The organism is Pseudomonas sp. 10B238 (assembly GCF_000970615.1).
Classification (GTDB): Bacteria; Pseudomonadota; Gammaproteobacteria; order Pseudomonadales; family Pseudomonadaceae; genus Stutzerimonas.
This window is the reverse complement of the sequence record NZ_KQ033941.1, coordinates 1-26,923: the sequence shown is the minus strand read 5'-3', so window position 1 is coordinate 26,923 and position 26,923 is coordinate 1. Positions and strand designations below refer to the sequence as shown.

The 26,923-nt window shown below is 62.0% G+C and carries 19 protein-coding genes; 6 read left to right on the top strand and 13 right to left on the bottom strand.

All coding sequences use genetic code 11. The annotated features are described in order from the left end of the window. Positions 1–66: 66 nt before the first annotated feature. The 11 genes from RT21_RS19625 to RT21_RS19575 all read right to left on the bottom strand — a co-directional run bounded on the left by RT21_RS19625 (position 67) and on the right by RT21_RS19575 (position 12,718). Positions 67–1,257, bottom strand: a complete 1,191-nt coding sequence (locus RT21_RS19625; RefSeq protein ID WP_046164056.1) for an NnrS family protein — start codon at positions 1,255–1,257, stop codon at positions 67–69. Between the two features lie 531 nt (positions 1,258–1,788). Beyond that, entirely contained in the window at positions 1,789–1,971 is a 183-nt protein-coding gene (tatA, locus tag RT21_RS19620) for a twin-arginine translocase TatA/TatE family subunit (protein ID WP_177327110.1), read from the bottom strand. 32 nt (positions 1,972–2,003) lie between these two features. Further along, on the bottom strand, positions 2,004–2,555 hold the full coding sequence (locus RT21_RS19615) for a nitrous oxide reductase accessory protein NosL (protein ID WP_046164055.1): 552 nt from the start codon (positions 2,553–2,555) through the stop codon (positions 2,004–2,006). Positions 2,556–2,577: 22 nt separating this feature from the next. Continuing rightward, positions 2,578–3,405, bottom strand: coding sequence for an ABC transporter permease (locus tag RT21_RS19610; protein WP_046164054.1), 828 nt, complete (start codon positions 3,403–3,405; stop codon positions 2,578–2,580). Further along, complete coding sequence (locus RT21_RS19605) at positions 3,402–4,328, bottom strand: ABC transporter ATP-binding protein (protein WP_046164053.1); 927 nt, start codon at positions 4,326–4,328, stop codon at positions 3,402–3,404. Before RT21_RS19605 ends, RT21_RS19610 begins: the two co-directional genes overlap by 4 nt. Beyond that, positions 4,325–5,632 (bottom strand): nitrous oxide reductase family maturation protein NosD, encoded by a 1,308-nt coding sequence (locus RT21_RS19600; RefSeq protein ID WP_045430124.1) that lies wholly within the window; start codon positions 5,630–5,632, stop codon positions 4,325–4,327. Before RT21_RS19600 ends, RT21_RS19605 begins: the two co-directional genes overlap by 4 nt. Positions 5,633–5,697: 65 nt before the next feature. Continuing rightward, positions 5,698–7,599, bottom strand: coding sequence for a TAT-dependent nitrous-oxide reductase (gene nosZ / locus RT21_RS19595; protein WP_045430129.1), 1,902 nt, complete (start codon positions 7,597–7,599; stop codon positions 5,698–5,700). A gap of 31 nt (positions 7,600–7,630) precedes the next feature. Next, on the bottom strand, positions 7,631–9,847 hold the full coding sequence (nosR, locus tag RT21_RS19590) for a transcriptional regulator NosR (protein WP_046164052.1): 2,217 nt from the start codon (positions 9,845–9,847) through the stop codon (positions 7,631–7,633). A gap of 589 nt (positions 9,848–10,436) precedes the next feature. Continuing rightward, the gene (locus RT21_RS19585) at positions 10,437–11,690 is read right to left on the bottom strand and encodes an acyl-CoA dehydrogenase family protein (RefSeq protein ID WP_046164051.1); all 1,254 of its coding nucleotides are present in this window, start codon (positions 11,688–11,690) and stop codon (positions 10,437–10,439) included. Positions 11,691–11,859: 169 nt separating this feature from the next. Then, entirely contained in the window at positions 11,860–12,300 is a 441-nt protein-coding gene (locus tag RT21_RS19580) for a CopD family copper resistance protein (protein ID WP_046164050.1), read from the bottom strand. Between the two features lie 64 nt (positions 12,301–12,364). After that, positions 12,365–12,718, bottom strand: a complete 354-nt coding sequence (locus RT21_RS19575; RefSeq protein WP_046164049.1) for a hypothetical protein — start codon at positions 12,716–12,718, stop codon at positions 12,365–12,367. Between the two features lie 191 nt (positions 12,719–12,909). Here RT21_RS19575 and RT21_RS19570 point away from each other — a divergent pair, with 191 nt between their 5' ends. From RT21_RS19570 to RT21_RS19560, 3 genes are all read left to right on the top strand, one after another. Beyond that, positions 12,910–13,311: a DUF488 domain-containing protein gene (locus RT21_RS19570; protein WP_046164048.1), complete on the top strand. Its 402-nt coding sequence runs from the start codon at positions 12,910–12,912 to the stop codon at positions 13,309–13,311. Positions 13,312–13,490: 179 nt separating this feature from the next. Then, the gene (locus RT21_RS19565) at positions 13,491–15,383 is read left to right on the top strand and encodes a DUF294 nucleotidyltransferase-like domain-containing protein (protein WP_046164047.1); all 1,893 of its coding nucleotides are present in this window, start codon (positions 13,491–13,493) and stop codon (positions 15,381–15,383) included. Continuing rightward, positions 15,380–16,096 carry a 3'-5' exonuclease gene (locus RT21_RS19560; RefSeq protein ID WP_046164046.1) on the top strand — a complete coding sequence of 239 codons (717 nt, stop codon included), beginning with the start codon at positions 15,380–15,382 and terminating at the stop codon, positions 16,094–16,096. Before RT21_RS19565 ends, RT21_RS19560 begins: the two co-directional genes overlap by 4 nt. Before the next feature lie 79 nt (positions 16,097–16,175). On the opposite strand, the gene RT21_RS19555 is transcribed toward RT21_RS19560, so the two are convergent. Together RT21_RS19555 and RT21_RS19550 are read right to left on the bottom strand one after the other, a co-directional pair. Beyond that, positions 16,176–17,816, bottom strand: coding sequence for a BCCT family transporter (locus tag RT21_RS19555; RefSeq protein ID WP_046164045.1), 1,641 nt, complete (start codon positions 17,814–17,816; stop codon positions 16,176–16,178). A gap of 419 nt (positions 17,817–18,235) precedes the next feature. Next, positions 18,236–19,234, bottom strand: coding sequence for a TRAP transporter substrate-binding protein (locus RT21_RS19550; RefSeq protein ID WP_045432168.1), 999 nt, complete (start codon positions 19,232–19,234; stop codon positions 18,236–18,238). Between the two features lie 361 nt (positions 19,235–19,595). Here RT21_RS19550 and RT21_RS19545 point away from each other — a divergent pair, with 361 nt between their 5' ends. The 3 genes from RT21_RS19545 (at position 19,596) to RT21_RS19535 (ending at position 26,436) form a co-directional block, all read left to right on the top strand. After that, on the top strand, positions 19,596–20,552 hold the full coding sequence (locus RT21_RS19545) for an NAD(P)/FAD-dependent oxidoreductase (RefSeq protein WP_177327109.1): 957 nt from the start codon (positions 19,596–19,598) through the stop codon (positions 20,550–20,552). 195 nt (positions 20,553–20,747) lie between these two features. Continuing rightward, positions 20,748–22,124: an L-serine ammonia-lyase gene (locus RT21_RS19540; protein WP_045430156.1), complete on the top strand. Its 1,377-nt coding sequence runs from the start codon at positions 20,748–20,750 to the stop codon at positions 22,122–22,124. A gap of 142 nt (positions 22,125–22,266) precedes the next feature. Further along, a complete protein-coding gene (locus tag RT21_RS19535) occupies positions 22,267–26,436 on the top strand; it encodes a CheR family methyltransferase (RefSeq protein WP_046164044.1) in 4,170 nt (1,389 codons plus the stop codon). The last annotated feature ends 487 nt before the right edge of the window (positions 26,437–26,923 follow it).

Here is a 26,923-nt window from a genome sequence, read left to right as displayed (position 1 = left end):
GCCCGTCCCGGAATGGGCAGGCAGCATTTCTTTAGGGGGTAGCGGGATAAGAGGTTTGTTCAGCGTCTAGCCTGGGTGGCCATCGACCCGCGCGGTGACCAGCATCGGTGCATAGCGCCAGGCATATAGGGCGAACGCCAGGGTCCAGCAGATCGCGGCAAGCCACAGGCCAGTCAGTGGCCATTCGGTCACCAGAAACACCCGCGAGGCCGCACCGAGGTTGAACAATACGAAGGCGCTGACGATGCCGGACGGCAGCTGTAACGGCCGGCCGGTATGCCCGAGCGTGACGCGAGCAATCATCGCCAGGATCAAGCCGCTCATGGAACCGACCGACAGCGCATGCAGCGACGAGCTGGAGCTGTCCAGCAGACCGAAATTCCACAGCGCCAATCCGGTTGCGGCGATCACCAGCCAGAGCATGGCCAGGTGCAACGACCACAACAGCGGCACGCGCCAGATGCCGCTGTCATACCAGCGCAGCAGCCGCAGCAGGTGCCCGGCGCCAATGGCGAGAAACAGCACGCCGAGCCCGAGGTTCTGTTGCAAGGCAACGCCGGCGGCGTATAGCGCAGCGATCAGACCGGTCCCCACCAGCAACGCCACGTCCAGCCAGAGCCACGGCTTGACCGCTTCGGTGTGACCGAGGCCGCGTTGGGTGAAGAAAGGAATCACGCGTCCGCCGATGATGGCCATCAGCGCCGCCACCAGCCAAAGCCCAGCGAGCACACCCTGGCGCTGCAAACCGTCATCGCCCAGCGCGATGCCACAGAGCACCAGCACATCGGCGGCCGTCATCAGGCCGAGCACGGCGATGATCGGGTAGTTGCGCTTCTGCCTGGCCACCCAGAGCATGCGCGCCATCAGCCCGGTCACACCCAGCATGAACAGCAGATCGAGCGGAATCAGCAGCGCCAACGGCAGCCCGAACAACCAGACGAGACGCGCCAGCAGCCAGACTACGGCCAGCGCCATCAGCCTGTTACCCGATACGCCAGGCTGACCGGTCCAGGTCTGCCCCGCCGTGAGCAGAAAGCCCGCAACGATAGCCATGGCGAAGCCGAACAGCATTTCGTGGCGGTGCCAGGACAACCAGCCACCGGTTGGCTGGAAGCCCGGCCAGAGGCCAGTCCACGCAGCGATCCACAAGGGAATAGCGAGCAGCGCGAAGAGGCTGCCGGCGAGAAAAAACGGGCGAAAGGCGAGCCGCCACACGGGCGGGATACTCAAGGCTTTTCGCCGATCTATAACTTGCACAAAGGCCTCCTGAGCTTGCTCGTATCTGCCTGGAGGGGCAAAGCCCTGCCGGTCAGAACAGTGATCGCTCCGGAATCGCGGAGCCAGGCCTACTTTTTACAGGGTTGGGGGCTTTGGCAGACTTGATTGCAATCATCTTTTTTTTGGAGGGAGCCTGGCGGCGACCGCCGGCAGGTCTTTACGAGCTCAGACCCAGCGCGTCGAACGCACCGGCTCAGTAGGAGCCAGCTTGCTGGCGACCCGGGCTCGCGCAGGTAACCGGCATCACCCGGACGCCGAACCATGATCGCGAGCAAGCTCGCTCCTACGAAAAGCGGACCGATGTTGAGTCAGCTTCGTGAACAGCGGGTGTAAAAAACGACGTCCACCCTACATCCGCCGGTACATCACCATGGCCCAGCCGGACGCACCCGTAGGGTGGGCTTTAGCCCACCAGATGCTTCCACCCCGTCTCGCCCTCTGCGACCGACCAACCGCCCCGGTGGGCTGAAGCCCACCCTACGTCAGCAGTGGCGCGAGGGAAGCGGTTCGCTATTTCGGCTCGTGCTTGACCGTTTCGGTAGAAGCTGCGCTTTCGCCGTCGCTCATGGATTTGCGAAAGCCGCTGATCGCGCCACCGAGATCCGTGCCCAGACCGCGTAGGCGCTTGGTGCCGAAGAGCATGACCACGATCAGCAGAACGATCAGAAGTTGCCAGATGCTGATACCCATCATTTCAGTTACCTCATCGAGTGGTAGGTTGCGGTCTAGTGACCGGCGTGAGCTTGTTGATGACCGGGCATGTCGTGTGACATGCCGGACGTTTGCTGAAGCACCGACTGGTCGATGTCCTCGAATCGCAGCACGCGGCCGCCATGCATGGCCGCCAGTCCCTTGGCCGCAGACTCGTCGGCGAAGGTTGCCAACACCACGCCCATGGCACCCTTGAGCGACGTACCCGCGACATAGTAGGCGCTGGTGGCATCGATCAGGAATTTGTCATCTGGGTGCTCCCAGGTGGAGCGGCCCATGTCGTGCACGTAGAGCTTGGCGTTGAGCATGCGGTTTTCCGGTTGCAGCCACCAGCCGAGCATCTCCGCGGTGGAACAGAATTTACGTACCCCGCCCTTTTCCACCGCCTGCCCCTTGGGCCCTGGGAAATCGCTGATCACCATGCCGCAGACATGGCATTCATCGCTGCTGTGAAAGGCCACCGGCTCGAGCAGCTGCTCGCTCTGCTCGGCCTCGTTACAACCGGCCAGGCCTAGCACCATCGCAGCGGTGATCAGGACGCGTGACGCTCTGTATAGCGCATTCATCGTTACAGTTTCCTTCTCATGGTCATGCGGGACGACGGCGGAACACGCCATAGGCCAGCAGCAGTGAAACACCCACCCACAGCAACAGGCACAGCCAGAGCGCGGCGGTTGGCATCGGCAGCTCGCTACCCAGCGACAGCACGCCCATGGCATTGCCGCCCTCGAAGCCGGACAGATTGATCAAACGGTAGATGTCGGCCGGGTTCAGCAGCAGCAGCCACGGCAGCGCTTCGGGGCTGAAGCTGCCCTCACTGAGCACCAGCAGCGCCAGCAAGACGAGGTCGAACACCAGTACGAAGAGAAACCACACGCCAAGCGCCAGGCCGGCCGCACTGGATTTCTCGCTGACCTTGCTGCTCAGCACATAGGCCAGGGCGAGGAACACCCAACCGAGCAACGTCGAAGAGATCATGAAGCGGCCAAAGGCCCAGAGCAGCAGACCAATTTCGATGTCTTCGACCAGCACGGCGATGGCCAGCATCGCGCAGCCGAAACCGATCAACACCGCCAGCGCCAGGATCAATCCGTGGCCGACGAACTTGCCCAGCAGGATCTGCCCGCGTCCCAGCGGGTAAGTCAGCAGCAGCATCAGGGTGCCGCCCTCGTCCTCGCCGACAATGGCGTCGTAGGCCAGCAGCAGTGCGATCAGCGGCATCAGGAAGGTCGCCAGACTCGCCAGGCTGGCGATGGTCGCCGGAATCGAGGTAAAGCCCAGTTGTCCGGATGCCGCTGCGCCGAGCCAGGCGATGCCCACCGCCAGCACCGCGAATAGCAGGCTGATGGCAAGCAACCAGCGGTTACGCAAACCGTCGCTGAATTCCTTGCGGGCGATGTTCCAGATCTGGTTCATAACGTGCCCTCCGCCGCGCGGACGTCGCCGGCGCGCTGCATGTAGTAGCGATACAGGTCTTCGAGCGATGGCTGATGGATTTCGATGTCGTCCGGCTCGCCCTCGCCCAGCAATTCGCGCAGCAGCGGCAGTTTGTGGCCATTGATGGCCGACACCTCGACGCTGTGTTCACCCAGCGAACGTGCGCTATGGCCCGCGTCACCCCAACGCTGCAACCAGCCGGCGCTGTCGCCGATGCCACTGGCGCGAATGCGCACCGGCAGCCCCGCCTCGACGCGCAGCTGCGCCAGGCTGCCGACCGCCTGTAGCTGACCTTTGGCCAGAATCGCCGCCCGATTGATATGCGCTTCGACGCCGGGCAAGACGTGCGAGCAGAGAATGACGCTGGTGCCGCGTTGGCGCATCCGGTCGATCAGCTCATAAAGATCGCCGGTTGCGATGGGATCGAGCCCCACCGTGGGTTCGTCGAGCAATAGCAGACGCGGCTCACCAAGCAGCGCCTGAGCCAGGCCGAGGCGCTGGCGCATGCCCTTGGAATAGGTCTTCACCCGGCGCTCGGCAGCGTGGGACAGCCCGACCTGTTCCAGCAGTTCGTCCACCTGCTTCACTGCTGCGCCTTTTAGCCGAGCGAAGTGCCGCAGCGTCTCGCGGCCACTGAGCTGCGGATAGAAGGTCACGTTCTCGGGCAGGTAACCCAGCTGGCGGCGGACTTCGGGATCATGCGGCGCCCGACCGAGCACACGCACCTGCCCTTCGCTGGGCGTGAGCAGGCCGAGAATCAGTTTCATGCTGGTGGTCTTGCCGGCACCGTTGTGGCCGAACAGGCCCAGCACCTCGCCCTCGCCGAGGGTCAGGTTCAGATCATGCAGCACGGTCATGCTGCCGTAACGCTGGTTCACGCCCTGGATCTCTACAGCGCTCATGGCGTTGGCTCCTGCGTTTTGCTCATCAATGGATCGGTTGGCGGCTTCATCAACGGATGGCTGTCCTGCACGCCGGGCGACTTGATGACCGGGAAGGCCCGCTGAACCCAGCGCAGCACCTCGATGCTCGGGCTGTTCATCAACAGCCGCACCTGCGGGTAAAGCCACAACAGACGATCGACGTTGTCGTTGGGTTCGTAGGCGACGTCGCCCAGCCCATCATCGTTGCGGTCCCAGCCCAGGTAGTCGCTCCAGTAGTTGCCACGGCCATCGATGGACCATTCCTGGGTGCGGGTGGCCACGTACTTGACCTGCTGCTGGTTGTCGATGAAGGCGTTGCCAGAGATGCGGTTGTCTTCCGAGCCCGCAGTCAGGTGGATGCCCAGCGCGCTTTTCTCGAAACGGTTGCCCGCAATGGTGTTGAACAAGGAGTTATAGATGAACAGCGCCTTGCCCTCGGCGCCCGAGATCATGCTGTCGCCGGTCGAGCCGCTGCGCACGTCGCTGACGACGTTGTCACGGATGGTCGAATAGGTGATGTAGTTCATCAGGATGCCGTAGTTCTCGTCACCCTCGGAGCGATTGCCGATGACCTCCAGCTTGCGGCTCTGCATCAGCGCATAGCCGGTACGGGTGCGACGGGTGACGTTGCCGATCACGCTGTTGTCATTGGCGAACATGTAGTGCACGCCGTAGCGCAGATCTTCCAGCACGTTGCCTTCGATGTGATTGCCGTTGGAAGTGTCGATGTAGATGCCATCGCGGGTGTTACGCACCTGGTTGTCGATGATGCGCGCGCCACTCACGGCGTAGAGGTGAATGCCGTTGCCGCGGTCCTGGGAACGAATGCTCGTGTCACCTTCGATCTGGTTGCCGATCAGGCTCACGTCTTTCGAGCCGTCGACCCAGATGCCGAAGCCGGGGCCACGCAGCTGGTTGTCGCGGATCACCACGCGCTGCGCCTTTGGCTGGATGAAGATGGCGGCGTTCATCGCGGTGAGATCGCGGCCCCAATCAAGCAATGTGCAGCCTTCGACGGTGACATCGGACGCCTCGATCAACAGGCCATTGCCCTCGCCCTGCGCCTGCAGCACGGCGCCAGGCTCGCAGCGCAGCTGCATGGGCTGGTCGATGCTGAACTGACCGGTGTATTCGCCGGCCGGTAAGCGCCAGCGGTTGCCCCCTTCCGCCTGGAGCGGCAGGGCTGAAATAGGTTGCGGGGCCGCCACGGCCACCCCGCAGAACAGCGCCAGCAGCAGCGCTGCCAGCGGTTGAAACCTTGATATCGCCTGAGATCTGAGCACTGCGTTGTTCCTCTTCAGCTTCCAGGCAGTTGAAAGGCGGGAGCGATTGCCCCCGCCCGGTCGTGTTACGCCGGCTCGACCAACATGCGGCCGACCATTTCCATGTGCAGCGCGTGGCAGAACCAGCTGCAGTAGTACCAATGCAGGCCGGGCTTGTCGGCCGTAAAGGTGATGGACGCGGTCTGCTGCGGGCTGATCTCCATGCTCGCGCCGTGGTTGGTCATGACGAACCCGTGGGACACGTCTTCAATCTGGTCGATGTTGGTGATGGTTACGGTGACTTCGTCGCCCTGCTTGACCGTGAACTCGGTCATGCCATAGGTCGGTGCCATCGAGGTCATGTACACCCGCACCTTGTTGCCGTCGCGGATTACCTTGTTGTCGGTTTCCAGGTTGATGCCGTCCTTCTTCGCCCGCTCGACCGTCGGTGCGAAGAATGGGTCGTCACGCTTCCAGATCTTCTGCGGCTTGATCTGGTCACGACGCGCGAGGATGCAATCGTGCGGCTCGGCGTAGGTCGGGCCGTCGTGCACCAGCTTCATTTCGTCACCGGAGATGTCGATCAACTGGTCGTTTTCCGGGTGCAGCGGGCCGGTCGGCAGGAAGCGGTCCTTGGAGAACTTGCACAGTGCCACCAGCCACTTGCCATCGGCCTCACTGGTTTCGGTCAGCGAAGCATGCAGGTGGCCCGGCTGATATTGCACGTCGAGTTTTTGCTTGATGTAGTTGACCTTCTCGCCGTTGTAGGCGCGTACCGCGTCGGCCATGTTCCACTTCACCACCTGGCTGTCGATGAACAGCGTAGTGTAGGCGTTACCGCGACCGTCAAAGGTGGTATGCAGCGGGCCGAGACCCAGTTCCGGCTCGGCGGCGACCACGTCGCGCGGGTCCTTCAACTTGTCGTCGAACAGATCATCGAGCTTGGCGATTTCGATCATGGTGACCGTTGGCGACAGCTTGCCGGCGGCGATGAAGTACTTGCCGTCGGACGAGGTGTTGCAGCCGTGCGGGTTCTTCGGCACCGGGATGTAGCGGGTGAATTCCGAACCGGCGCGGCCATCGACCACCGGCACTTTCGAGTCGCCGACGGTGCTGAACTTGCCGGCTTTGATCGCCGCCTCGATGCGCGGAATGTTGTACACCACCACCCAGTCGCGCTCGTTGCGCATCATGCCGCCCAGGTCGGTGGCTTTCTCCGAGTTATAGCAGGTGGAGGCGGCGTACTTGCCGGTGTAGTCGGCGTCGGTGTTGTCCAGGTTGCCGTCGACGATGACCTGAAAGGCCATTTCCATCTTCTCGGCATCGATGACGTTGAACATGGTGTAAGCGCTTTCGGCCTGCAGGTCGAAGTTGCTGCCGTCATTGGGGTGCGGAATGACGAATTCGGCGTTGGCGAACACGTACTTGGTGTGCGGCACCTTCTGCAGACGCAGGCCGTGAATGGCCTGTACGTTCGGCACGGTGAGCATCTTGTCGCACTTCATGATGTCGAGGCGAATACGCGCGACGCGGCTGTTGGCCTTGTCATTGATGAACAGGTACTTGCCGTCGTACTTGCCGTCGGTCATCGAGATATGCGGATGGTGGCAGTCGCCGTTCAGGAACTTGGCGCTCTCGCCCATGATGTGGCGGCTTTCGTTGGTCAGGCCCCAACCGGTGGCGGAATCGACGTTGAATACCGGGATGCGCATCAGCTCGCGCATCGAGGGTACGCCCACCACGCGCACTTCGCCCTGGTGACCGCCGCTCCAGAAACCGTAATAGTCGTCCAGTTCGCCCGGTGCGACGTGGATCTTCTGTTGCGCGTCCTTGACCGCTGCGGCCCAGGTCTCACGGCTCATGACTGCGCCGCCGAATGCGGTCGCTGCCACGGCGGCGCCGGTCAGGGCACTGGCGCCCAGGAAACCACGGCGGCTAAAGCCACTCTTTTCCAGCGTTTCGGGGGTGTTCTTGCTCTTGTCGCTCATGGGGTGTTGCTCCTTATCGTGTACGGACAGGTCAAACGATCGGTTGCGAGCGTTCGCGATCAGGCGTGCCGCTCTGCGGGTCTACCACTTGCACTACGGGAATCAGCGTTGGGCCGGCCGGGGCTTTCTTGCCGCGCTTGGCGCGCTTGTTCTTCACGATCAGCGGCGGGCACTTGTTTTCGTTGTGATAGGTCATCTGGCAATCGAGGCAGTAGTGGCACTCGTTGTGATTGATGTGCCCGTCCGGATGAATCGCCTGGACTTCACATTCGTTGGCACAGACCTGACAGGGATTGCCGCACTCCTTGCGCCGCTTGAGCCAGTCGAACAGGCGGAAGCGGCCAGTGATCGCCAGCCCCGCGCCCAGCGGGCAGACGTAGCGGCAGTACACCTTGCGGGTGAAAATGTTGATCGCCAGCAGGGCCACGGCGTAGGCGACGAACCACCATTGGCGGTCGAACTTGAGGGTGATGGCGGTCTTGAACGGCTCTATCTCGGCCGCCTTCTCGGCCATCGTCATCGACTCCAGCGAGATGCCGAACAGCACCAGCAGCACGATGTACTTGATCGCCCAGAGCCGCTCATGCACCGCGAAGGGCACCTCGTACTGGCGGATCTTGAGTTTGCGAGCAGCCTCGTTGATCAGCTCCTGCAACGCACCGAAGGGGCACAACCAGCCGCAGAAGACCCCACGGCCCCAGAGCAAAATGCTGGCGGCGGTGAAGACCCAGAGGATGAAGATCACCGGATCGGTAAGGAACAGCTCCCAGCGGAAGTCCTGCACCAGGGCGTGCACGAAGGTCAGCACGTTGACCACCGACAGCTGCCCCAGGGCATACCAGCCGATGAACACAACGGTGAAGATCAGGTAGCCGTGGCGCAGCTTCTTCAGGAAGTTGGGGTGCTGGGTGAGTTTGTCCTGCATGAAGAGGATGACGGTCAGCAGAAGCAGCGCGGCCAGGATCACGCCAATCTGGAAGCTCTGCTGGTACCAGATGGTGACCCACATCGGCCGGTTGGCCTCCTCGGCCGCAGCCAGTTCCTCGGCGGTTGGTTGCGGGCGCTCGATGTACTGCTCGGGCATCTCGTACGGCAGTTCGAAGCTGGTGAACATGCCACTGATCGGGCCGGTCTGGCGGCGCACCAGCAACTCCAGTGTCCACGGCGAACCGGGATCAAACGCAGAATGCTCACGGACGATGAACACCGCCATTTCGCTGAAATCCGGCATGCCTTCGGCATACACGTCGTCGAGGCGCTGGAAGTCCATGTCGCGGAAGCTGATGACGTTGCCGAACTGGCGCAGCTGCACTCGATCGAAGATGCCGCCGCGCACATAGCCCGAACCCTTGAAGGAGTATTCGCCGCTGGCCATGACCGCGACCGCGTGCTCGCCTGGCTTGAGCTCCTCCATCAGGTCGGCGTAGTGAGCGTCGCCAAGCAGGGCCCGGCCGATGGTGGGCGGGTTCAGGTGGGTGGCGTAGAGGTCGATGAAAGTCTCGTCGACCTCTTCCGGTGACGCCTCGTCGATGCCCTCGGCTTCGGTGCCTTTGAACGCCTGATCGATGTCGCCCTTGGTCAGATGCAGGCGGCGAATCGCGCCATTACCCGTCAGCTCGCTCCAGTTGGCGGGCTCGTAATAATCCTCGCGGACGGTAGCCGGCTTTTGCGCTGCGCCGACTTTGTCCTCCACCAGCCCAAGCGACACGGCAACATCGCGAGCGGCGCGCATGACGGTTTCATTGACCACCATGACAGTGACAGTGGCGCCAGTGACCGCATCGATGGTGACCGCCTTCTCGTCACTGGAGTGGCCGACCACGACCCGCTGGTCGACCTTGATACCCTCGTACTTGGCCGTGAATGCATGGAGTTTTTCAATCGGAATGCCGACCAGCAGGATCGGCTCATGATGCTCGAGCACATAGGCATCGACGATCACACCCTGCGGATCGAGCAGCACCTGCATATTGATCGGTTTGCCTGAGTAGGCCGGAATATCGACTACGTTGATGGTCTGGAAGGCATAACCCAGCACCTCGTCATCCTTCGAGAGGGTGCGGACCTGATAGTCGCCTTCGGCGGCCGAAACGCTGGCGCCTGGGAAGAATTGCTCGATGCGCTGCTGCTCGACCTCGTAGTCCTTGCCCTGCACGGTGGAGACACTGAGCATCAGCGCCAGCAGCAGGACAAAGCCGAGCCCCCATGCGCCTCTGGTGCCAGCTGCGAAAGAGAGAAGGGACTTCATGAGCTACCTGCTTGATGCTGCGAATGTGAGCCGATGGTAGGCAGCACTCCCCGTGCTCTCCTTGACGGCTATCAAGATTGACCGGTAGCGGTGATTGCATTGAGCCATGTCAATGCGCAGTGAGAGTTGTCCTGGGGATTCGCGAGCAGGCTCGCTCCTACTGGGCGGAGCGAAGCTCGGCGCTCCGCCCAGTTGCTGCAGCTCATAACATCAGGAATGTGGGCCCGTAGGGTGGGCTTCAGCCCACCAGCGCCCGTGCGCATGCCGCATGCCGCATGCATCAAAGCGTCGGGCACCTGCCGGAGGCCGACAGTGCACGTCTTACCGCGGTGGGCTGAAGCGGAACGCCGCCCGCCCAGCCCACCCTACCCGGCTGAAACCGCAGGCTGTTTTAAGTGCATCATTTGCAAGGCAGGGTGAGCGGCGCGACGCGCCGCCCTAACGACCAGCGCAAAAGGCGAACGTCGCGTCACCCACCCATTGCGCTGGTCAGGCCGCCGCCATACTGGGTGACGGCTCGTAGGGTGGATCACGCTTCATCGATCCACCAATCCGGGCCACACGGTGGATGTAAAAAGCAACATCCACCCTACGCATTGCGTCCGGGCGGCGTCAGGTAAGCCGCCGTCGCGCCACGATTGGCTTCGCTGGCCTTGATTTCCATCCGCGCAATGCTGCGCAGATGCACCTGATCGGGGCCGTCGGCGAAGCGCAAGGCACGGCCGCCGGTCCACATATCCGCCAGCGGCGTGTCCGGCGTCAGGCCCATCGCGCCGTAGACCTGCATGGCTCGATCCGCAACGTTGGTGAGCATTCTGGGCACCAATGCCTTGATCATCGAGATTTCCTTGCGCGCCGCCTTGGCGCCGACCTCGTCGATCATCCAGGCGGTTTTCAGCACCAGCAGACGCGCCTGTTCGATCTCGATGCGCGACTCGGCAATCCAGTCGCCGACGTTGGAGTATTGCTGCAGATACTTGCCGAACGCCTTGCGCTCCTGGCAGCGCTCGACCATCAGTTCCAGCGCCAGCTCGGCCATGCCTATCGAGCGCATGCAGTGATGAATACGACCCGGCCCGAGGCGCGCCTGGGCCATCATGAACCCGTCGCCCTCCTTGCCCAGCAGATTGGCTACCGGCACCCGCACGTTACGCAGCACCAGTTCACTGTGGCCTTCCGGCGCGAGATGATTCATCACTGGGATGTTACGTACCAGCTCGACGCCGGGCGTGTCGAACGGCACCAGAATCATGCTCTGCTGCTGATGGGTCTCCGCGTCCGGGTCGGTCTTGCCCATAACGATCAACAGTTTGCAGTTGGGGTGCGAGGCGTTGGTGATGAACCACTTGCGGCCGTTGATCACGTAATCATCGCCATCACGGCGGATCAGCGTCTGGATATTGGTGGCATCGGAGGACGGCACGTCCGGTTCGGTCATGGCGAAGGCCGAGCGGATCTCGCCTTCAAGCAAGGGGTTCAGCCAACGCTCGCGCTGCTCCGGCGTGGCGAACATGTGCAGCAGCTCCATATTCCCGGTATCCGGCGCATTGCAGTTGAACACCTCCGACGCCCAATGCACGCGGCCCATGATCTCGGCTAACGGCGCGTACTCGAGGTTGCTCAGGCCCATGCCCGGCTCATCTTCGCCTAGTGACGGCAGGAACAGATTCCATAAGCCTTCGGAACGCGCCAAGGCTTTCAGGTCTTCCATGAACGAAACCGGGTAGGCGCCTGCGGAGACCTCCTCATGCCAGGCGCCAATACGCGGCACGATGTACTGGTCCATGAACGCGAGTAGCTGCTGACGCAGCGCGTCGACACGTGGGCTATAGGCGAAATGCATCGGATACCTCGGCGATCTGACGGGTCTGGATGCGTTCACCATAGGCCTGGTGCGGCAGAAAAAGAACGAGCCTAAAGCCGCTGAATCGGCCGCCAATCACGGTGACTGATAGCGCGGCAGGATTGACCGAGGTCATCGTTCGCGGGGCGCCAATGCACTAGAGCCTCCCTCACCAGTGCAGGTAGAACATCCCCTTGGCGAGCAGCACGATCCCCACCATCTGCGCAAAGATCGCCCAGTGGATGCGCCGATAGCGAGCCGGCGTCATCCGCCCGCTACGCAGCAGCATGGCGACCATGCCGAAGGTGAAGAACACACCGACCGCCAGCAGGATCTTCAGCGACAGCAAGGTCGCGAAGCTGCTGGCGAATGGATCTGCCAATGCCTGGCGGTGAAACCAGGCCAGACCGATACCGGCCCCATAGACAAACAGCACGACCCAGTGCAGCACCACCCGCAGCCGCGCACCGACGGCCTTGTCGACTCGCTGCATCAGCTCCGGCTCGATTTGCTGGCGCACGCGGCTGAGCACCGCGACCTCAACAAACAAGGTGCCAATGAAGAAGATTGCCGCCAGCAGATGGGTGACATGCAACAGGGAATAGCTCATCACGGCTCCTTCGGTTGTGATGCCGGCCAGCCTAGCAAAGCCACCGGCATCGGCAGAACAGGCCCTAGCGATTCAGCGCTGTCAGCTCGCCACCCTCGCGCTGCACCTGTTGTCCGGCGACCAGGTCGTTGTTCGACGTCCGCAGCCGCGTCCGACTGCCATCGTCCTTCTCTATCACATACAGGGTTTGCTCCAGCCCGGCCGCCTCCTGCACACCCTGCCCGGCCAGGTAGCCCAGGCCACCGCCGATCAGCGCACCGATGGGTCCGCCGGCTGCTGCGCCCAGCATGAACCCGCTGAGCCCACCGAAACCGCCTCCGACGACGCGATCCTCACGCGCCGATACCACCTCGTCGGCGCCAGCCAGCGAGCTTGTCAGCAGGGTTGCGCAGGTAACCAAAGCGACTAAATTCTTCATACGATGCTCCGTTGTGTGCTGTGTCGTTCCCCTGTACACAGTCATGAAGCGTGCCGCTTTGATATCCCTTTAAATTCAATGCCTTGCTAAGGTTGTTGTCTTTTATACCCCATGTATATAGGTTCTTTTTACCTGCATAAGAATAATTTATACCCTGAAAGGAACGCCGTTCTTCCAATGGAGGCCGACTGATGATCCGCTGCAAACGCGCCTATGAGCCGCCGGCACGCGATGACGGCCACAGGGTGCTGGTCGATCGCCTATGGCCGCGCAACCGGACCAGGGAATCGCTAGCGCTGCATGACTGGTGCAAGGCGCTGGCGCCGTCGAGCGAACTGCGGCGCGCCTTCAAAGCCGGCAAGCTGACGTTCGAAGTTTTTCGAGACGATTATCGGCGGGAACTGGCGGGCCACCCGGAGCATTGGTGGCCGCTGCTGGATATTGCGGCCAGAGGCCCGTTGACCCTCGTCTACGCGGCGCGCGACGAGCAGCAGAACAATGCGCGGGTGCTAGCCGAATGGCTGGAAGATGAGTTGGAGCGGCGCCGCGCGCCCACATCGCCCACCTGTTATGCCGGCGAGCCGATGGCCTGATCGCTGGGGAGTCGGTCCCGCCGTCATCGTGGCGCCCCCACGAGGCCTCGCCAGCGCGGGGATACACGCAACGAACGACACGCGGCTGCCTGCCTACGACGCCTGTCCGTGCACGCTGACGCTGGACGCTACGGCTATGTGGTTCAATGCATCAATAGCGTGCCGCCAGGAGCCCCCGCATGCAGGTCGAGCTGCTCGAAATACGCGACCATCTGAGTCGCTTCGCCCCCTTCGACGGTCTGCCGGACGACACGCTCGACGAAATCGCACGACAGGTCGAGGTCGGCTATTTCAAGGCCGGCAGCGACATTCTTCACTACGGCGAGACGATCTCGGAGTTGCATTACATCCGCAGTGGTGCCGTGGAGATCTACCGGCGCAACGGCGAACTGTACAACCGCCTTTCCGAAGGCGAAGTGTTCGGTCAGTTCGGCCTGTTGCGCGGCCACAAGGTGCGTCTGCCGGCACGGGCGATCGAAGACAGCCTGATCTACTTCATTCCCGGCCTGTTGTTCGAGCAGCTGTGCGAGGCCAATGACGCCTTCGCCGACTTTGTCGAAGCCGAAGGCCAGTCGCGCCTGAAGGTGGAAGAGCCGCAGGGCAAGGCCAGCGAGCTGATGAAGATCAAGGTCCGCAAGCTGGTCACCCGGCGCACCGTCAGCGTGCCGCTTGGCACCAGCGTGCAAGAGGCCGCACAGGTAATGACCGAGCATGGCGTGTCCTCGCTGGTGATTCTCGGCCCGTCGCCGAACGCAGCCGAGGCATCCAGTCTCCAGGTCATGACCGGCATTACCACCGACCGCGACCTGCGCACGCGGGTGCTGGCCGAAGGGCTGCCGCTGGACACACCGGTCGATCAGGTGATGTCACCCAACCCGATCACCATCCAGGCCGACGACTCGGTGTTCGAGGCCATGCTCAGCATGCTGCGCAACAACATCCATCACCTGCCGGTGATGTATCGCCAGCGCCCGGTCGGCGTGATCAACCTGTCGGACATCATCAAATACGAATCGCAGAGCAGCCTGTATCTGGTCAACAGCATCTTCAACAAGCAGTCGGTCGCCGAGCTGCAGGGTTTGGTGCCAGACCTGCGCGCGACCTTCCTGCGCATGGTCAACGAAGAAGCCACGGCACACATGATCGGCAGCGCCATGTCGGGCATCGGCCGCAGCCTTACCCATCGCCTGCTGGAGCTGGCTGAACAGCGGCTGGGACCGCCACCAGTGCCCTACTGCTACATGGTGTTGGGGTCGATGGCGCGCGACGAGCAATTGATCGTCACCGACCAGGACAACGCCCTGGTCCTCGACAACCGTTTCGATCCGCGCATTCATGACGAGTATTTCCTGCAGCTGGCGAGCTTCGTCAGTGACGGCCTGGCTGCCTGCGGCTACAGCTACTGCAAGGGCGGCATCATGGGGAGCAACGCCAAGTGGCGGCAACCGCTGCGGGTCTGGAGGAGCTACTTCACCCAGTGGATCGAGCAGCCCAACCCCGAAACGCTGCTCAACAGCTCGATCTTCTTCGACCTCAGCAGCGCCTACGGAGAGGCCGGACTCGTGGAAAGCCTCAAGGATCTGATCGCGCAAAAGGCCAGTAGCAACCCGCTGTTTCTCGCCGCCCTTGCACGCAACGCGCTCAACCGCACTCCACCGCTGGGGTTCTTCCGCACCTTCGTGATGGAAAAAGACGGCCAGCAGAACAACATCATCAACCTCAAGGGGCGCGGCACCGCGCCGCTGACCGACCTGATCCGGGTGCATGCTCTGGCGGTCGGCTCCAAAGCGCAGAATTCCCAGGACCGTCTGGAGGCCATTGCGGCCACCAAGCTGTTGACCGAAGACGCCATCACCCAGCTGCGCAATGCCCTGGAATTCCTCTCCATCGTGCGCATCCGTCATCAGGCCATGGACTTGCTGGAGGGACGCGAGCCGGATAACTACATCGAGCCGGAACAGATTGACGCCAACGAACGACACAACCTCAAGTCGGCCTTTCAGGTGCTCAGCAATGCGCAGCAGTTCTTGCGCTTCCGCTATCCGGGCCAACTTCCAAGCCGGCCGCTATGAAGCGTAGCGGATCTCGTACGGCCCCCGACTGGCCAGCCGTGTTTGCCCAGCTCGCGCGCACGGCCCGCGACCCGCGCCTCGTCCGTTTCTACGAGGCCGGTACGGTCAGTGCCGACACGCCACTGGAGCAGGTGCCCTTGCTCGCCCTGGACGTCGAGACCACCGGCCTGGACAGCCAACGCGACTCGATCGTCAGCCTTGGCCTGATGCCCTTCGATCTGCAGCGGATCCGCTGCCGCGAGGCCAGCTACTGGGTCGTCAAGCCGGTGTGCGATCTGAGCAGTCAGTCGATCACCTTTCATCACATCACGCACTCGGATGTCAGCAACGCGCCGAGGCTGGCCCACGTGCTCGACGAGCTGCTGGAGAAAATGGCTGGCAGGATCATGGTGGTGCATTACCGCAGCATCGAGCGGCGCTTTCTCGACCAGGCCGTGCAACACCTGCTGGGCGAAGGTCTGCAATTTCCGGTAATCGATACCATGCAGCTGGAAGCACGGCTGCATCCGCGCCGACGTGGCTGGCTGCGCCGAGTGCTCAGCACGCAGCGGCCCGTATCGATCCGCCTGGCCGACAGCCGCCTGCGCTATGGTTTGCCGCTATACCAGGCCCACCATGCCCTGACCGATGCCCTGGCAACCGCAGAGCTGTTGCAGGCGCAATCGGCCCGCCACTACCCGTCGACAACCGCCGTGGGCGATCTTTGGAACTGAAAAGGCGCGACCGCTAACGGTCGCGCCTTTTCGGGTCACCTGCCAGGCGGCCGGGCCGCCTGAACATAGGCCTAAGCCACTACCGAGGCTCGCTCATCAGCCCCTTGACGATGGACACGCAGCCGACCAGCAAGACCACGGTAAATGGCAGGCCGGTGGACACCGCCATGGCCTGCAGCGCAACCAGGCCGCCGCCCAGCAACAGAGAAATGGCCACCACGCCCTGCAGCACCGCCCAGAAGGCCCGCTGCGGCACTGGTGCGTTGACTTTGCCACCGGCGGTAATGGTGTCGATCACCAGCGAGCCGGAGTCCGAGGAGGTGACGAAGAACACCACCACCAGAACGATACCGATAAAGGAGCTGATCTGGGCCAGCGGTAGCTCACCGAGCATGGCGAACAGCTTCAGCTCCAGCGCCGCATCCTGCACCCCGGTGAACCCGTCGGTGACGAACTGGCCCAGCGCAGTACCACCGAACGCGGTCATCCACAGCACCGAGACCAACGACGGCACCAGCAGCACGGCAATCAGGAACTCACGTACGCTGCGGCCGCGGCTGACCCGCGCGATGAACATGCCAACGAACGGCGACCAGCTGATCCACCACGCCCAGTAGAACGCGGTCCAGCCCTGACTGAAGTTGGCATCGGCACGACCGACCGGATTGGACAGCGCCGGCAGGTTAACCAGATAGCTGCCCAGGTTGCTGAAGAAGCCGGTGATGATCGCCAAGGTCGGCCCGACGATGATGATGAACAACAGCAATAGCAGCGCCAGCGCCATGTTGAATTCCGACAGGCGCTTGACCCCCTTGTCCAGGCCGGCAAGTACCGACATCAGCGCGATAACCGTGATGCCGGCTACCAGAAGCGCCTTGCTGGTATCGGTATTAGGCATACCGAACAGAAACTCCAGCCCCCCCGCCGCCTGTTGCGCACCCAGGCCCAGCGAGGTAGCCAAACCGAAGAGAGTCGCGAAGACCGCCAGGATATCGATCACATGGCCTGGCCAACCCCATACCCGCTCGCCGAGCAGCGGGTAGAAGATCGAGCGGATGCTCAGCGGCAATCCCTTGTTGAAGGAGAACAGCGCCAGGGCCAGCGCCACGATGGCATAGATCGCCCAGGGGTGCAGACCCCAGTGGAAGATGGTGGCAGCCATGCTCAGGCTGGCGGCTGCCTGGGCATCGCCTGCTGCGGCGCCCAGCGGCGCCCAGTCGGTCCGCACGCCGTTTTCGACGGTGGTGCCGCCCATAGCCGTAGAGAAATGCGACATAGGTTCAGCCACGCCGTAGAACATCAGACCGATGCCCATGCCGGCGGCGAACAGCATGGAAAACCAGCCCGTGTAGGAATAATCCGGCGTTGCTTCGCGACCACCCAGACGCACCCTGCCCAAGGGTGAAAGGATCAACCCCAGGCACAACAGGACGAAGATGTTTGCCGATCCGATGAAAAACCAGGCCAAGTTGCCGGTGAGCCAGTCGCGAATCGCGGTGAACAACGGCTCGACCTCACTGCGCAGGGCGAGCGTGACGACCACGAAGAGCACGATGGTCAGCGCCGAAATGGTGAACACCTTGCCGTGCACATCGAAAAACTTGCGTTTGATATTGTCCTGACCGATCACGTAGTCGGTATCGATCAGGTTGGCCGCCCCGGTCGGGGCGGGGATACTCTCCACGGCCGACGCCGTGTTCTTTCCAGGATTGGTCGCCACCTGCTGTTCTCCTTATTCTGGGTTGGCACATCGGAAACAAGCACAAAGACGGCACGCCCTCTGCTGCACAGCAGCTCGAGTACGCGCTTCGCAAGAATGCTAACAGCCGAAGGGTGGCGTTAAGCGGCCAAGACCGGCATTGACGATTCCATAACCGTCATCCGTCGGAGGCAAGCCTTGCCGTTGCCTGGCGGTTGAGGTAACGCCAGGTCGAAGTCCAGCCGACTCGCAACTGCCGTGACCCAGGCTCACATCGGGGTGACAGGCGGCCCGGCGCAGAAAGGGCTGGAAGCAATACCGTTTCGTCAGGGAGACCGCAGCGCCAGCGGTAATAACAGTGCGGGATCGAACGAGGGCGGGTGAAAGGAACGACAACGCGCTCGCCGACCCCGGATGGCGGCGAGCCGAGGGATTGGGGATCAGCGCTTGCGATTGACCGTCAATGCGGCGCGGATCACGTCAGCACCGATCTCGTTTTCGTAGGACTGCCACACCGGCATCATCTTTTCCCGCCAGGCCTGGCGCTGCTCGGGCGTAAGGGCGACCAGCTTGCTGCTGCCACTGGCGAGGATGCGGTCGCGGTCGCGCTGGTTCAGCGCAGCTGCTTCCCGATTAACCGCCTGGGTCACCTCGAGAATGATGCCCTCGAGTTCAGAGCGCACCGCAAAGGGCATGCTCATCCAGAACTCCGAGCTGGTCACCAGCATGTAATTGAGCACCCCGTGATTGCTCTCGGTGATGAACGGCTGGACCTTGTGCATGTTCTGGCTGGCGATGTTTGACCAGGGGTTTTCCGCGCCCTGAACCACGCCCGCCTGCAGCGACTTGTAGACCTCGGCGAAGGGCAGCACTACCGGCTTCGCGCCTACCGCATTGAACTGTGCTTCCAGAACCGCAGAGGGCTGTATACGAAACGCCAGGCCAGCGGCATCCCCCGGCAGACGCAGCGCCTGCGTGGCCGAGAGCTGCTTCAGACCGTTGTTCCAATAGGCCAGGCCATAGATGCCTGAGTCAGCCATGGAGCGCAGTAGATCACGGCTCGTCTCACGTGACTGGAAGCGCTGGACGGCAGCTTCGTCGTCGAACAGAAACGGCAGGTCGAACACCTGCAGCTTCTTCGTGTACTTGCCGAACTTCGACAGGGACGGCGCAAGGATCTGCACCTCGTTGTTCAGCAGGGCCTGCATCTCGTCGGCATCGCCAACCAATGTCGAGTTTGGGTAGACCTCGACCTTCACCTTGCCGGCCAGACGCTCATGCACCAGCTTCTGAAACAGCAACGCGCCCTTGCCCTTGGGCGTGTCGTCGGCTACGACGTGAGCGAATTTGATGACGAAAGGCTCTCCTTCGGCCGCCATGACCGAAGCACTCAACACACACAGGACCGCGACCAACGCAGCAACACAAGACTTGAACATCTGACCCCCAACGGGAATAGCCCGAATCAGCGCCTTGTGAGCACCGCTCGAGTGGTTTATCGACAACGACGAGACCTGACTCACGCAGCAGCGCGGTCGGTCCATTCTTCGGTTTGAGTGGCCAGATCATCACGACTGCGGCGGTCGGCGCCTGGCCTTTATTGGAATACGGTTGGCGTTGAACCGGACACTGAACGTCCGTGCCAACCGAGGCGGAAAGTCTTGGCCATCGTTCGTGCTGGCACAAGCACCAGAATGTCCAACCAGCTCTCAAAACAGGACATCTCGCTCATCGGAACGACCGAACTTTCGATCCGCTGCCCTTTTCTACAGGCAACATCCTCAGCCGATCCGATCAGCCATGAACCAGCTTTCGCCCCCCTCATCGCCGACCCCCACCGTGATCGACTGCCTGATTGTCGGAGGTGGACCGGGCGGACTGACTGCAGCGCTCTATCTCGCACGCTTCCGCCGTAGATGCATGGTCGTGGACGCCGGCTCCAGTCGCGCCTCGTGGATTCCGCGGTCGCACAACTATCCGGGTTTCCCGCCGGGCATCAACGGTAACGACCTGCTGGCGCGCCTGCGCGAGCAGGCCAAGGGGTATGGCGCGCGGCTCGAGCATGGCCGGGTCGAGCACATCGAGCCCCACGCCGACGGATTCAGCGTGCGTTATGGCGACGCCACCTGCGTGACCCGACGGATCATCCTTGCCACCGGAATCGAAGACACCCTGCCGGACATGCCCGATGTCGAGCAGGCCATCGGCAATGGCCAGGTGCGGTTGTGCGCGATCTGCGATGGTTATGAGGTCGATGGTGACAATGTCGCGGTGTATGGCGAGGCAGAAAATGCCATCAGCCATGCGGTATTCCTGCGCACCTTCACCGATCGCGTGACGGTGGTAGTGCACGGCGAGCCCAATGTCTGCGACCAGGCCATCGCGTTGGCCGAGCACTATGACATCCGGGTAATCAGCGACCGAGTGGAATCCCTGCACCCTTGCGACACCGGCATCGAGCTGCTGACCTGCCGTGGCGAAAGGCACCACTTCGACATTATCTACCCCAGCCTCGGTGCGCGTTTTCGCTCCGACCTTGCGCTGCAGCTAGGCGTCGACTGTGACGAGTGCGGCGGCATCTGGGTGGACGACCACCAGCAAACCACCATGCGCGGCCTTTATGCCATCGGCGATGTGACCATGGGCCTGAAGCAGATGAGTGTTGCCATCGGCCAGGCGGCGCAGGCGGCGACGGCCGTGCATAACAGCCTCGAAGCCAACCCCTGGGGAGGCTCGGGCCTGGACACGGCGCGATAGCGAAGCGCCCAGCGGTTTCGGGCGCTAGCGCCCTGCTCGAGCGCAACGAGCGCCTGCGCTGCCCTAAGCAAGGGTGACACCTTTTGCTTGGCGACGACGCGAGCCGGACTGTGCGCAGCTTTGCCGTTTTTGTCAGCATTCGCCAATGCCGGAAGGTCTAGGCTCTTTACAAGCCTGTTCGTTTCGGAGCCTTGCATGTCACTCAGCGTATTCGACCTGTTCAAAATCGGTATTGGCCCGTCCAGCTCGCATACGGTGGGGCCGATGCGCGCCGCGTTACGTTTTGCCGAGGAGCTCAGACGTGACGACCTGCTGGCTGTCACCGAACACCTGAGGGTCGAGTTGTACGGTTCGCTCGGCGCCACCGGCAAAGGCCATGGCAGTGACAAGGCCGTTTTACTCGGACTCGAAGGCGAGCGACCCGAGGACGTCGATACCGACGCCATCCCCTCGCGCATGGCGGCGATGCGTGAATCCCACGAGCTGCGCCTGCTGGGCGAAAAACTCATTCGCTTCGAGACCGGCAATGACCTGCAATTCATCCGCAAGCCATTGGCATTCCACCCCAACGGCATGATCTTCCGCGCCTTCGATGCGGCCGGGCTGCAGTTGCGCAGTCGCGAGTACTACTCGGTCGGCGGCGGCTTCGTGGTCGACGAGCAAGCCGCTGGCAACGACCGCATCGTCGAGGACCAGACGGTCCTGCCCTATCCCTTTCACAGCGCCGACGAACTGCTCGCGTTGTGCGACGAGCATGGCTTATCCATCAGCCAGCTGATGCTGGCGAACGAAGCCGCCTGGCGACCGGAAGCGGAAACCCGCGCCGGCCTGCTGAAGATCTGGCGGGTGATGCAGGCCTGTGTGAAGGCAGGCTGCAACACCGAAGGGGTCATGCCCGGCGGCCTCAAGGTCCAGCGCCGCGCTGCCGGGCTGTACCGGCAACTCAACGAACACCCCGAAGCCACTCTGCGCGATGCGCTGACGGTACTCGACTGGGTCGACCTGTATGCCCTGGCGGTCAACGAGGAAAACGCGGCCGGCGGCCGGGTGGTGACCGCCCCTACCAACGGCGCAGCTGGAATCGTCCCGGCGCTGCTGCACTACTACATGCGCTTCATCCGCGGCGCCAATGAAGACGGCGTAGTGCGTTTTCTCCTGACAGCGGCCGCCATTGGCCTCCTCTATAAGGAAAACGCCTCGATTTCCGGTGCCGAGGTCGGCTGTCAGGGCGAAGTGGGCGTGGCCTGTTCAATGGCGGCTGGCGCCCTCTGCGAAGTGCTCGGCGGCACACCGCAACAGGTCGAAAACGCCGCTGAAATCGGCATGGAGCACAACCTCGGGCTCACCTGCGACCCGGTGGGCGGGTTGGTTCAAGTGCCGTGCATCGAGCGCAACGCCATGGGCTCGGTCAAAGCGATCAACGCGGCACGCATGGCGCTGCGCGGTAACGGCAAGCACTTCATCTCGCTGGACAAGGTGATACGCACCATGCGCCAGACCGGCGCCGATATGAAGAGTAAGTACAAGGAAACCGCCCGTGGCGGCCTCGCGGTGAACATCATCGAGTGTTGAAGTTTTTCTCAGACGGTAATCGGCCCCACTAACTTCGCCAGGCAGCACAGCCGGCTGCTGAAGGAATCCACCCGCTGTCTCGCTGTCTTCTTCTATCTACCGATCGTGAAAAGCATATGGATTCACAAACGCCGAGGAATCGATGAGCAACAGCCCTGAGCCGTCAACGCCCAAGAACAGTAACCTGGCCCGAAGCACGCTGAGATTTCCTGTGGTCGGGATCGGTGCGTCGGCAGGCGGCCTGAAGGCATTGCTCACTTTTTTCGAGAACATGCCGAACGATTGCGGCATGGCGTTCGCGGTTGTCATGCACCTCTCACCCAAACATGAGAGCAATGCCGACAAGATTCTGCAGAACGTCACCAAGATGCCCGTTTTGCAGATAACCGAACCCACCGCCATCGAGCGCAACCGTGTGTATGTCATTCCGCCGGCAATGGACCTGTCGTTGAACGACGGTTATCTGCGCCTGCTGAAACCCGAGCGTGAACGCGGCCCCCAGGTCGCCATTGATCTGTTCTTTCGGGCGCTCGCCGATGTGCATCACAACCACGCCGTCGGCATCGTGCTATCGGGCACGGGCTCGGATGGCTCGGTCGGGCTGTCGCGTATCAAGGAACAGGGGGGCGTCACCCTGGCGCAGACCCCGGAGGACGCTGAATACGACTCGATGCCGCGCAGCGCCATCGAAACCGGCTTGGTCGATATCGTTCTGCCGGTGGTGGATATGCCGCAAAAACTCGTAGAGCTGCGCCATAACCTTGAAGTGCTGCTGGAGCGGCAAGACCCGATCGTGTCGGCAGGCGATAGCGAGCAAGCCGGAGAGGCACAGGGCGAGGTCGAGTTCGCTGACGCTCACACCCAATCCAAACCCAACGAGCTGGCTCTGCGCGAGATTCTCGCTGCGCTGCGCGCCCGCACCGGCCACGATTTTCGACACTACAAGCAAGCCACGGTCCTGCGTCGCATCGAGCGAAGGATGCAGGTCAATGCCCTGCGCGACATGCCCAGCTACGCCAGGCACCTGCAAAGCCACCCTGAAGAAACACCCGCCTTGTTGGCAGACATGCTGATTGGCGTGACCAACTTCTTCCGTGACCGCGAGGCCTTCGAGGCTCTGGAGCGCGACGTCATTCCGGCGCTGTTCGAACAGAAGCGGGACCTGAAAGATCGATCCTTGCGCGTCTGGGCAGCGGCGTGCTCCACCGGGGAGGAAGCCTATTCGCTGGCCATGCTGCTGGCCGACCAGGCTGAAATCAGCGGTGCCAAGGGTGAAATCCTGTCCCAGGTGTTTGCCACCGATATCGATGACCAGGCACTGGAAACCGCTCGCACTGGCATCTACCCGGAAGCCATCGTGACAGACGTGCCGCCGGCACGGCTGCGTCAGTACTTCGTTAAAGAGCAGAACCACTACCGCACACAGAAAGAGCTTCGGGAGCGAATCCTGTTTGCCCGTCACAACATTCTGCACGATCCGCCGTTTTCCAGGCTCGACCTGATTTCCTGTCGCAATTTGATGATCTACCTGGATCGGGACATCCAGATCGAAGTGCTGCGCATGTTTCACTTCGCCCTCAATCCCGGCGGCTACCTGTTCCTCGGCAGCTCGGAAACCGCCGATGCCTGCGGCCAGTTTTTTACACCGGTAGACAAAAAGAACCGTATCTACCGTGCCAAGGAGGTCGCATCCTCCCTGCGACGCGCGCCTGCCGGGCCCTACCAGGGCTTTGCCATGAGCGCCCCGAGCCGCCCTCCATTCAGCGAACCGTCCAGGCGCAACCGGAAGTTCTCATTTGCTGATGTGCACCAACGCGCGTTGGAGCAGTACGCGCCACCCAGCGTCATCGTCAACCACGACGCCGAAATCGTGCACATGTCCGACCGAGCCGGAAAGTTCTTGCGCTATGTCGGCGGCGAGCCCTCGCTGAACCTGACTACGCTGGTGCACCCGCAATTGCGGCTCGAGCTACGCACCGCGCTGTACCAGGCAACCCACACCGGCAAGAGCGTCGAAGCGCGGCGGGTGCGGCTGGAGCGCGATGACCGGAGCTACTACGTGAACATGGTGGTTCGCCCGTTTCGGGATAACGAAGCGGGTAGCGACTACATGCTGGTGCTCTTCGATGAAGTCGAAGCCTGTATGGACAACAGCACCCTGGAAGACCCGGACACCAAGGACAGCGTGCTGTTGCAGCTGGAGGCCGAGCTGCAACAGACCAAGGAGCAGCTACAGGTCACCATGGAGCATTCGGAGACGTCCACCGAGGAGCTGCGCGCCTCCAACGAGGAGCTGCAGGCCATCAACGAAGAGTTGCGCTCGGCTACCGAGGAGCTGGAGACCAGCAAGGAGGAGCTGCAATCGATCAATGAGGAGCTGACCACGGTCAACTTCGAGCTCAAAACCAAGGTCGACGAGACCAGCAAGATCAACGATGACCTGCAGAACCTGATCTCCTCAACGGACATCGCCACGGTCTTTGTCGACCGCAAGATGAGCATCAAGTGGTTCACCCCTCGCGCCAGGGACATCTTCAACGTCATCGGCAATGATGCGGGCCGATCGCTATTCGACATTACCCATCGCCTCGACTATCCGCAGCTGCATGCCGATGCAGCCAAGGCATTCGAGGAGCTTCATCTGGTCGAGCGAGAGATCGGGTCCAGAGACGACAATCGCTGGTATCTGGCGAGGTTCCTACCCTACCGCACCCTGGACGACCGCATTCAGGGCGCCGTATTGACCTTCATCGACATCACCGACCGACGCCACGCCGAGGAAGAGCTACGCGCCGGTGAAGCCCATTTGAAGATCCTGGCACAGAGCACCAAGGGCTACGCCATCATCACGCTGGATTGCGATGGCTACATCACGACCTGGAACAGCGGTGCCGAACACATTTTCGGCTATGCCGAGAAGGAAGCCATCGGCCAGAATGTCGAAATGATCTACAACGACGACGACCGCAAGGCCGGCGTGCCGGAAGCCGAACGCAAACGTGCTCTGGAGCATGGCCAGGCGACCGATGAGCGGTGGCATGTACGCAAGGATGGTTCGGCGTGTTACTTCAGCGGCCTGGTCAATCCGCTGGTCGGTAGCAATAGAAAAGTGACGGGCTTTGCCAAGATCGCCCGCGACCTGACCGAGGACCGACAGCGCGATGCCGAGCAACAGAGTGAGCTGGCGAGCATCCAGGCCTCCAACATGCAGAAGGATCAGTTCTTCGCCGTGCTCTCGCATGAGCTCAAGCATCCGCTGAACCTGATCCAGCTCAACACCGACCTGATTGCGCGAACCCAGGCCGCCAAGAATTCCGCGAACCTGCGCAAGGCCACCCAGTCGATCCAGAACGCCGTTCGCAGCCAGTCGCGGATTATCGACGACCTGATGGACGTCTCGCGGATTCGTACCGGCAAGTTGAAACTGCAATTCTCGACGTTGCAGTTCCAGGAAATACTGCGCGGCATCGAGGCGGTGTTCGCCCCACTGACCCAGGCCGAGAACGTCACGTTTGAGGCCTTCAAGCCAGACCAGCCGATTTACATTCGTGCCGACCCGACGCGACTGGAGCAGGTCATTTGGAATCTGTTGAACAACGCCTGGAAATTCACCAAGGGCGGCGAGCGTATCTGCCTTCAACTCGAGCGCGAAGGCGACCAGGCCCGGCTGGATGTCATCGACACGGGACAAGGGATATCAGCCGACTTCCTGCCCAAGGTGTTCGACATGTTCGGCCAAGCTGAGATGCAGCATGCACAGCGCTCCAAACACGGATTGGGCATCGGGCTCGCCTTGGTCAAGCAGCTGATCGAGGCCCATAACGGCCGCATTGAAGCCTTCTCCGAAGGCCTCGGGCGGGGCGCGCGCTTCAGCATCTGGCTGCCGATTCACCTGCAGACCGAAATCGAACTCGGTGACCTGGCCAACGCGGAAGCGGGTGGGCTATCCGGCATCAAGATCCTGCTGGTGGACGACTCGCCCGAGATTCTCGAAACCATGTGCGAGTTGCTGGAAAGCGAAGGCGCCATCGTAACCACGGCTAACGGCGGCGCGCAGGGTATCGCGCTGGCTGAGCAGTCGGCTTTCGACGTGATCGTTTCCGATATTGGTATGCCGGGGATCGACGGCCACAAGATGATGGCCTCGATTCGCGCCAAAGGCGTTAACAGCAACACGCCAAGCATCGCCCTGACTGGTTACGGCACGCTGCGCGACGTGCAAACAGCCAAGGCCGCCGGCTTTAACCTGCACTTGCGAAAGCCGATCGACCTGCATGCGCTGATCGACGCGGTGACGCAAGCCGTGCATTAGCCCAAACGCGCATCTGCTCGCTGGCGATCGGTGCGTAAAACGCAACACCTCTGCAGCGACCACCTCTGATCGCCAGCAAGCTGGCTCCTACAGGTGCGTGCTACCGCGGTCGCTGGGAGCCGTAGCGATGGACAAGCAATCACCTGCGGCAGGATGCAAATCCATCACACGAACACGATCTCGCTTTTCGTAGGAGCCAGCTTGCTGGCGATCCGTGCGTCAAACGCAACACCTCTGCAGCGCCCACCTCTGATCGCCAGCAAGCTGGCTCCTACAGGTGCGTGCTACCGCGGTCGCCGAGAGCCGTGGCGATGCACAAGTGATCACCCACGGCAGGATTAAAATCATCGCGCGAGCAAGATCTCGCTTTTCGTAGGAGCCAGCTTGCTGGCGATCCGTGCGTCAAACGCAACACCTCTGCGGCGCCCACCTCTGATCGCCAGCAAGCTGGCTCCTACAGGTGCGTGCTAGCTACCGCGGTCGCCGG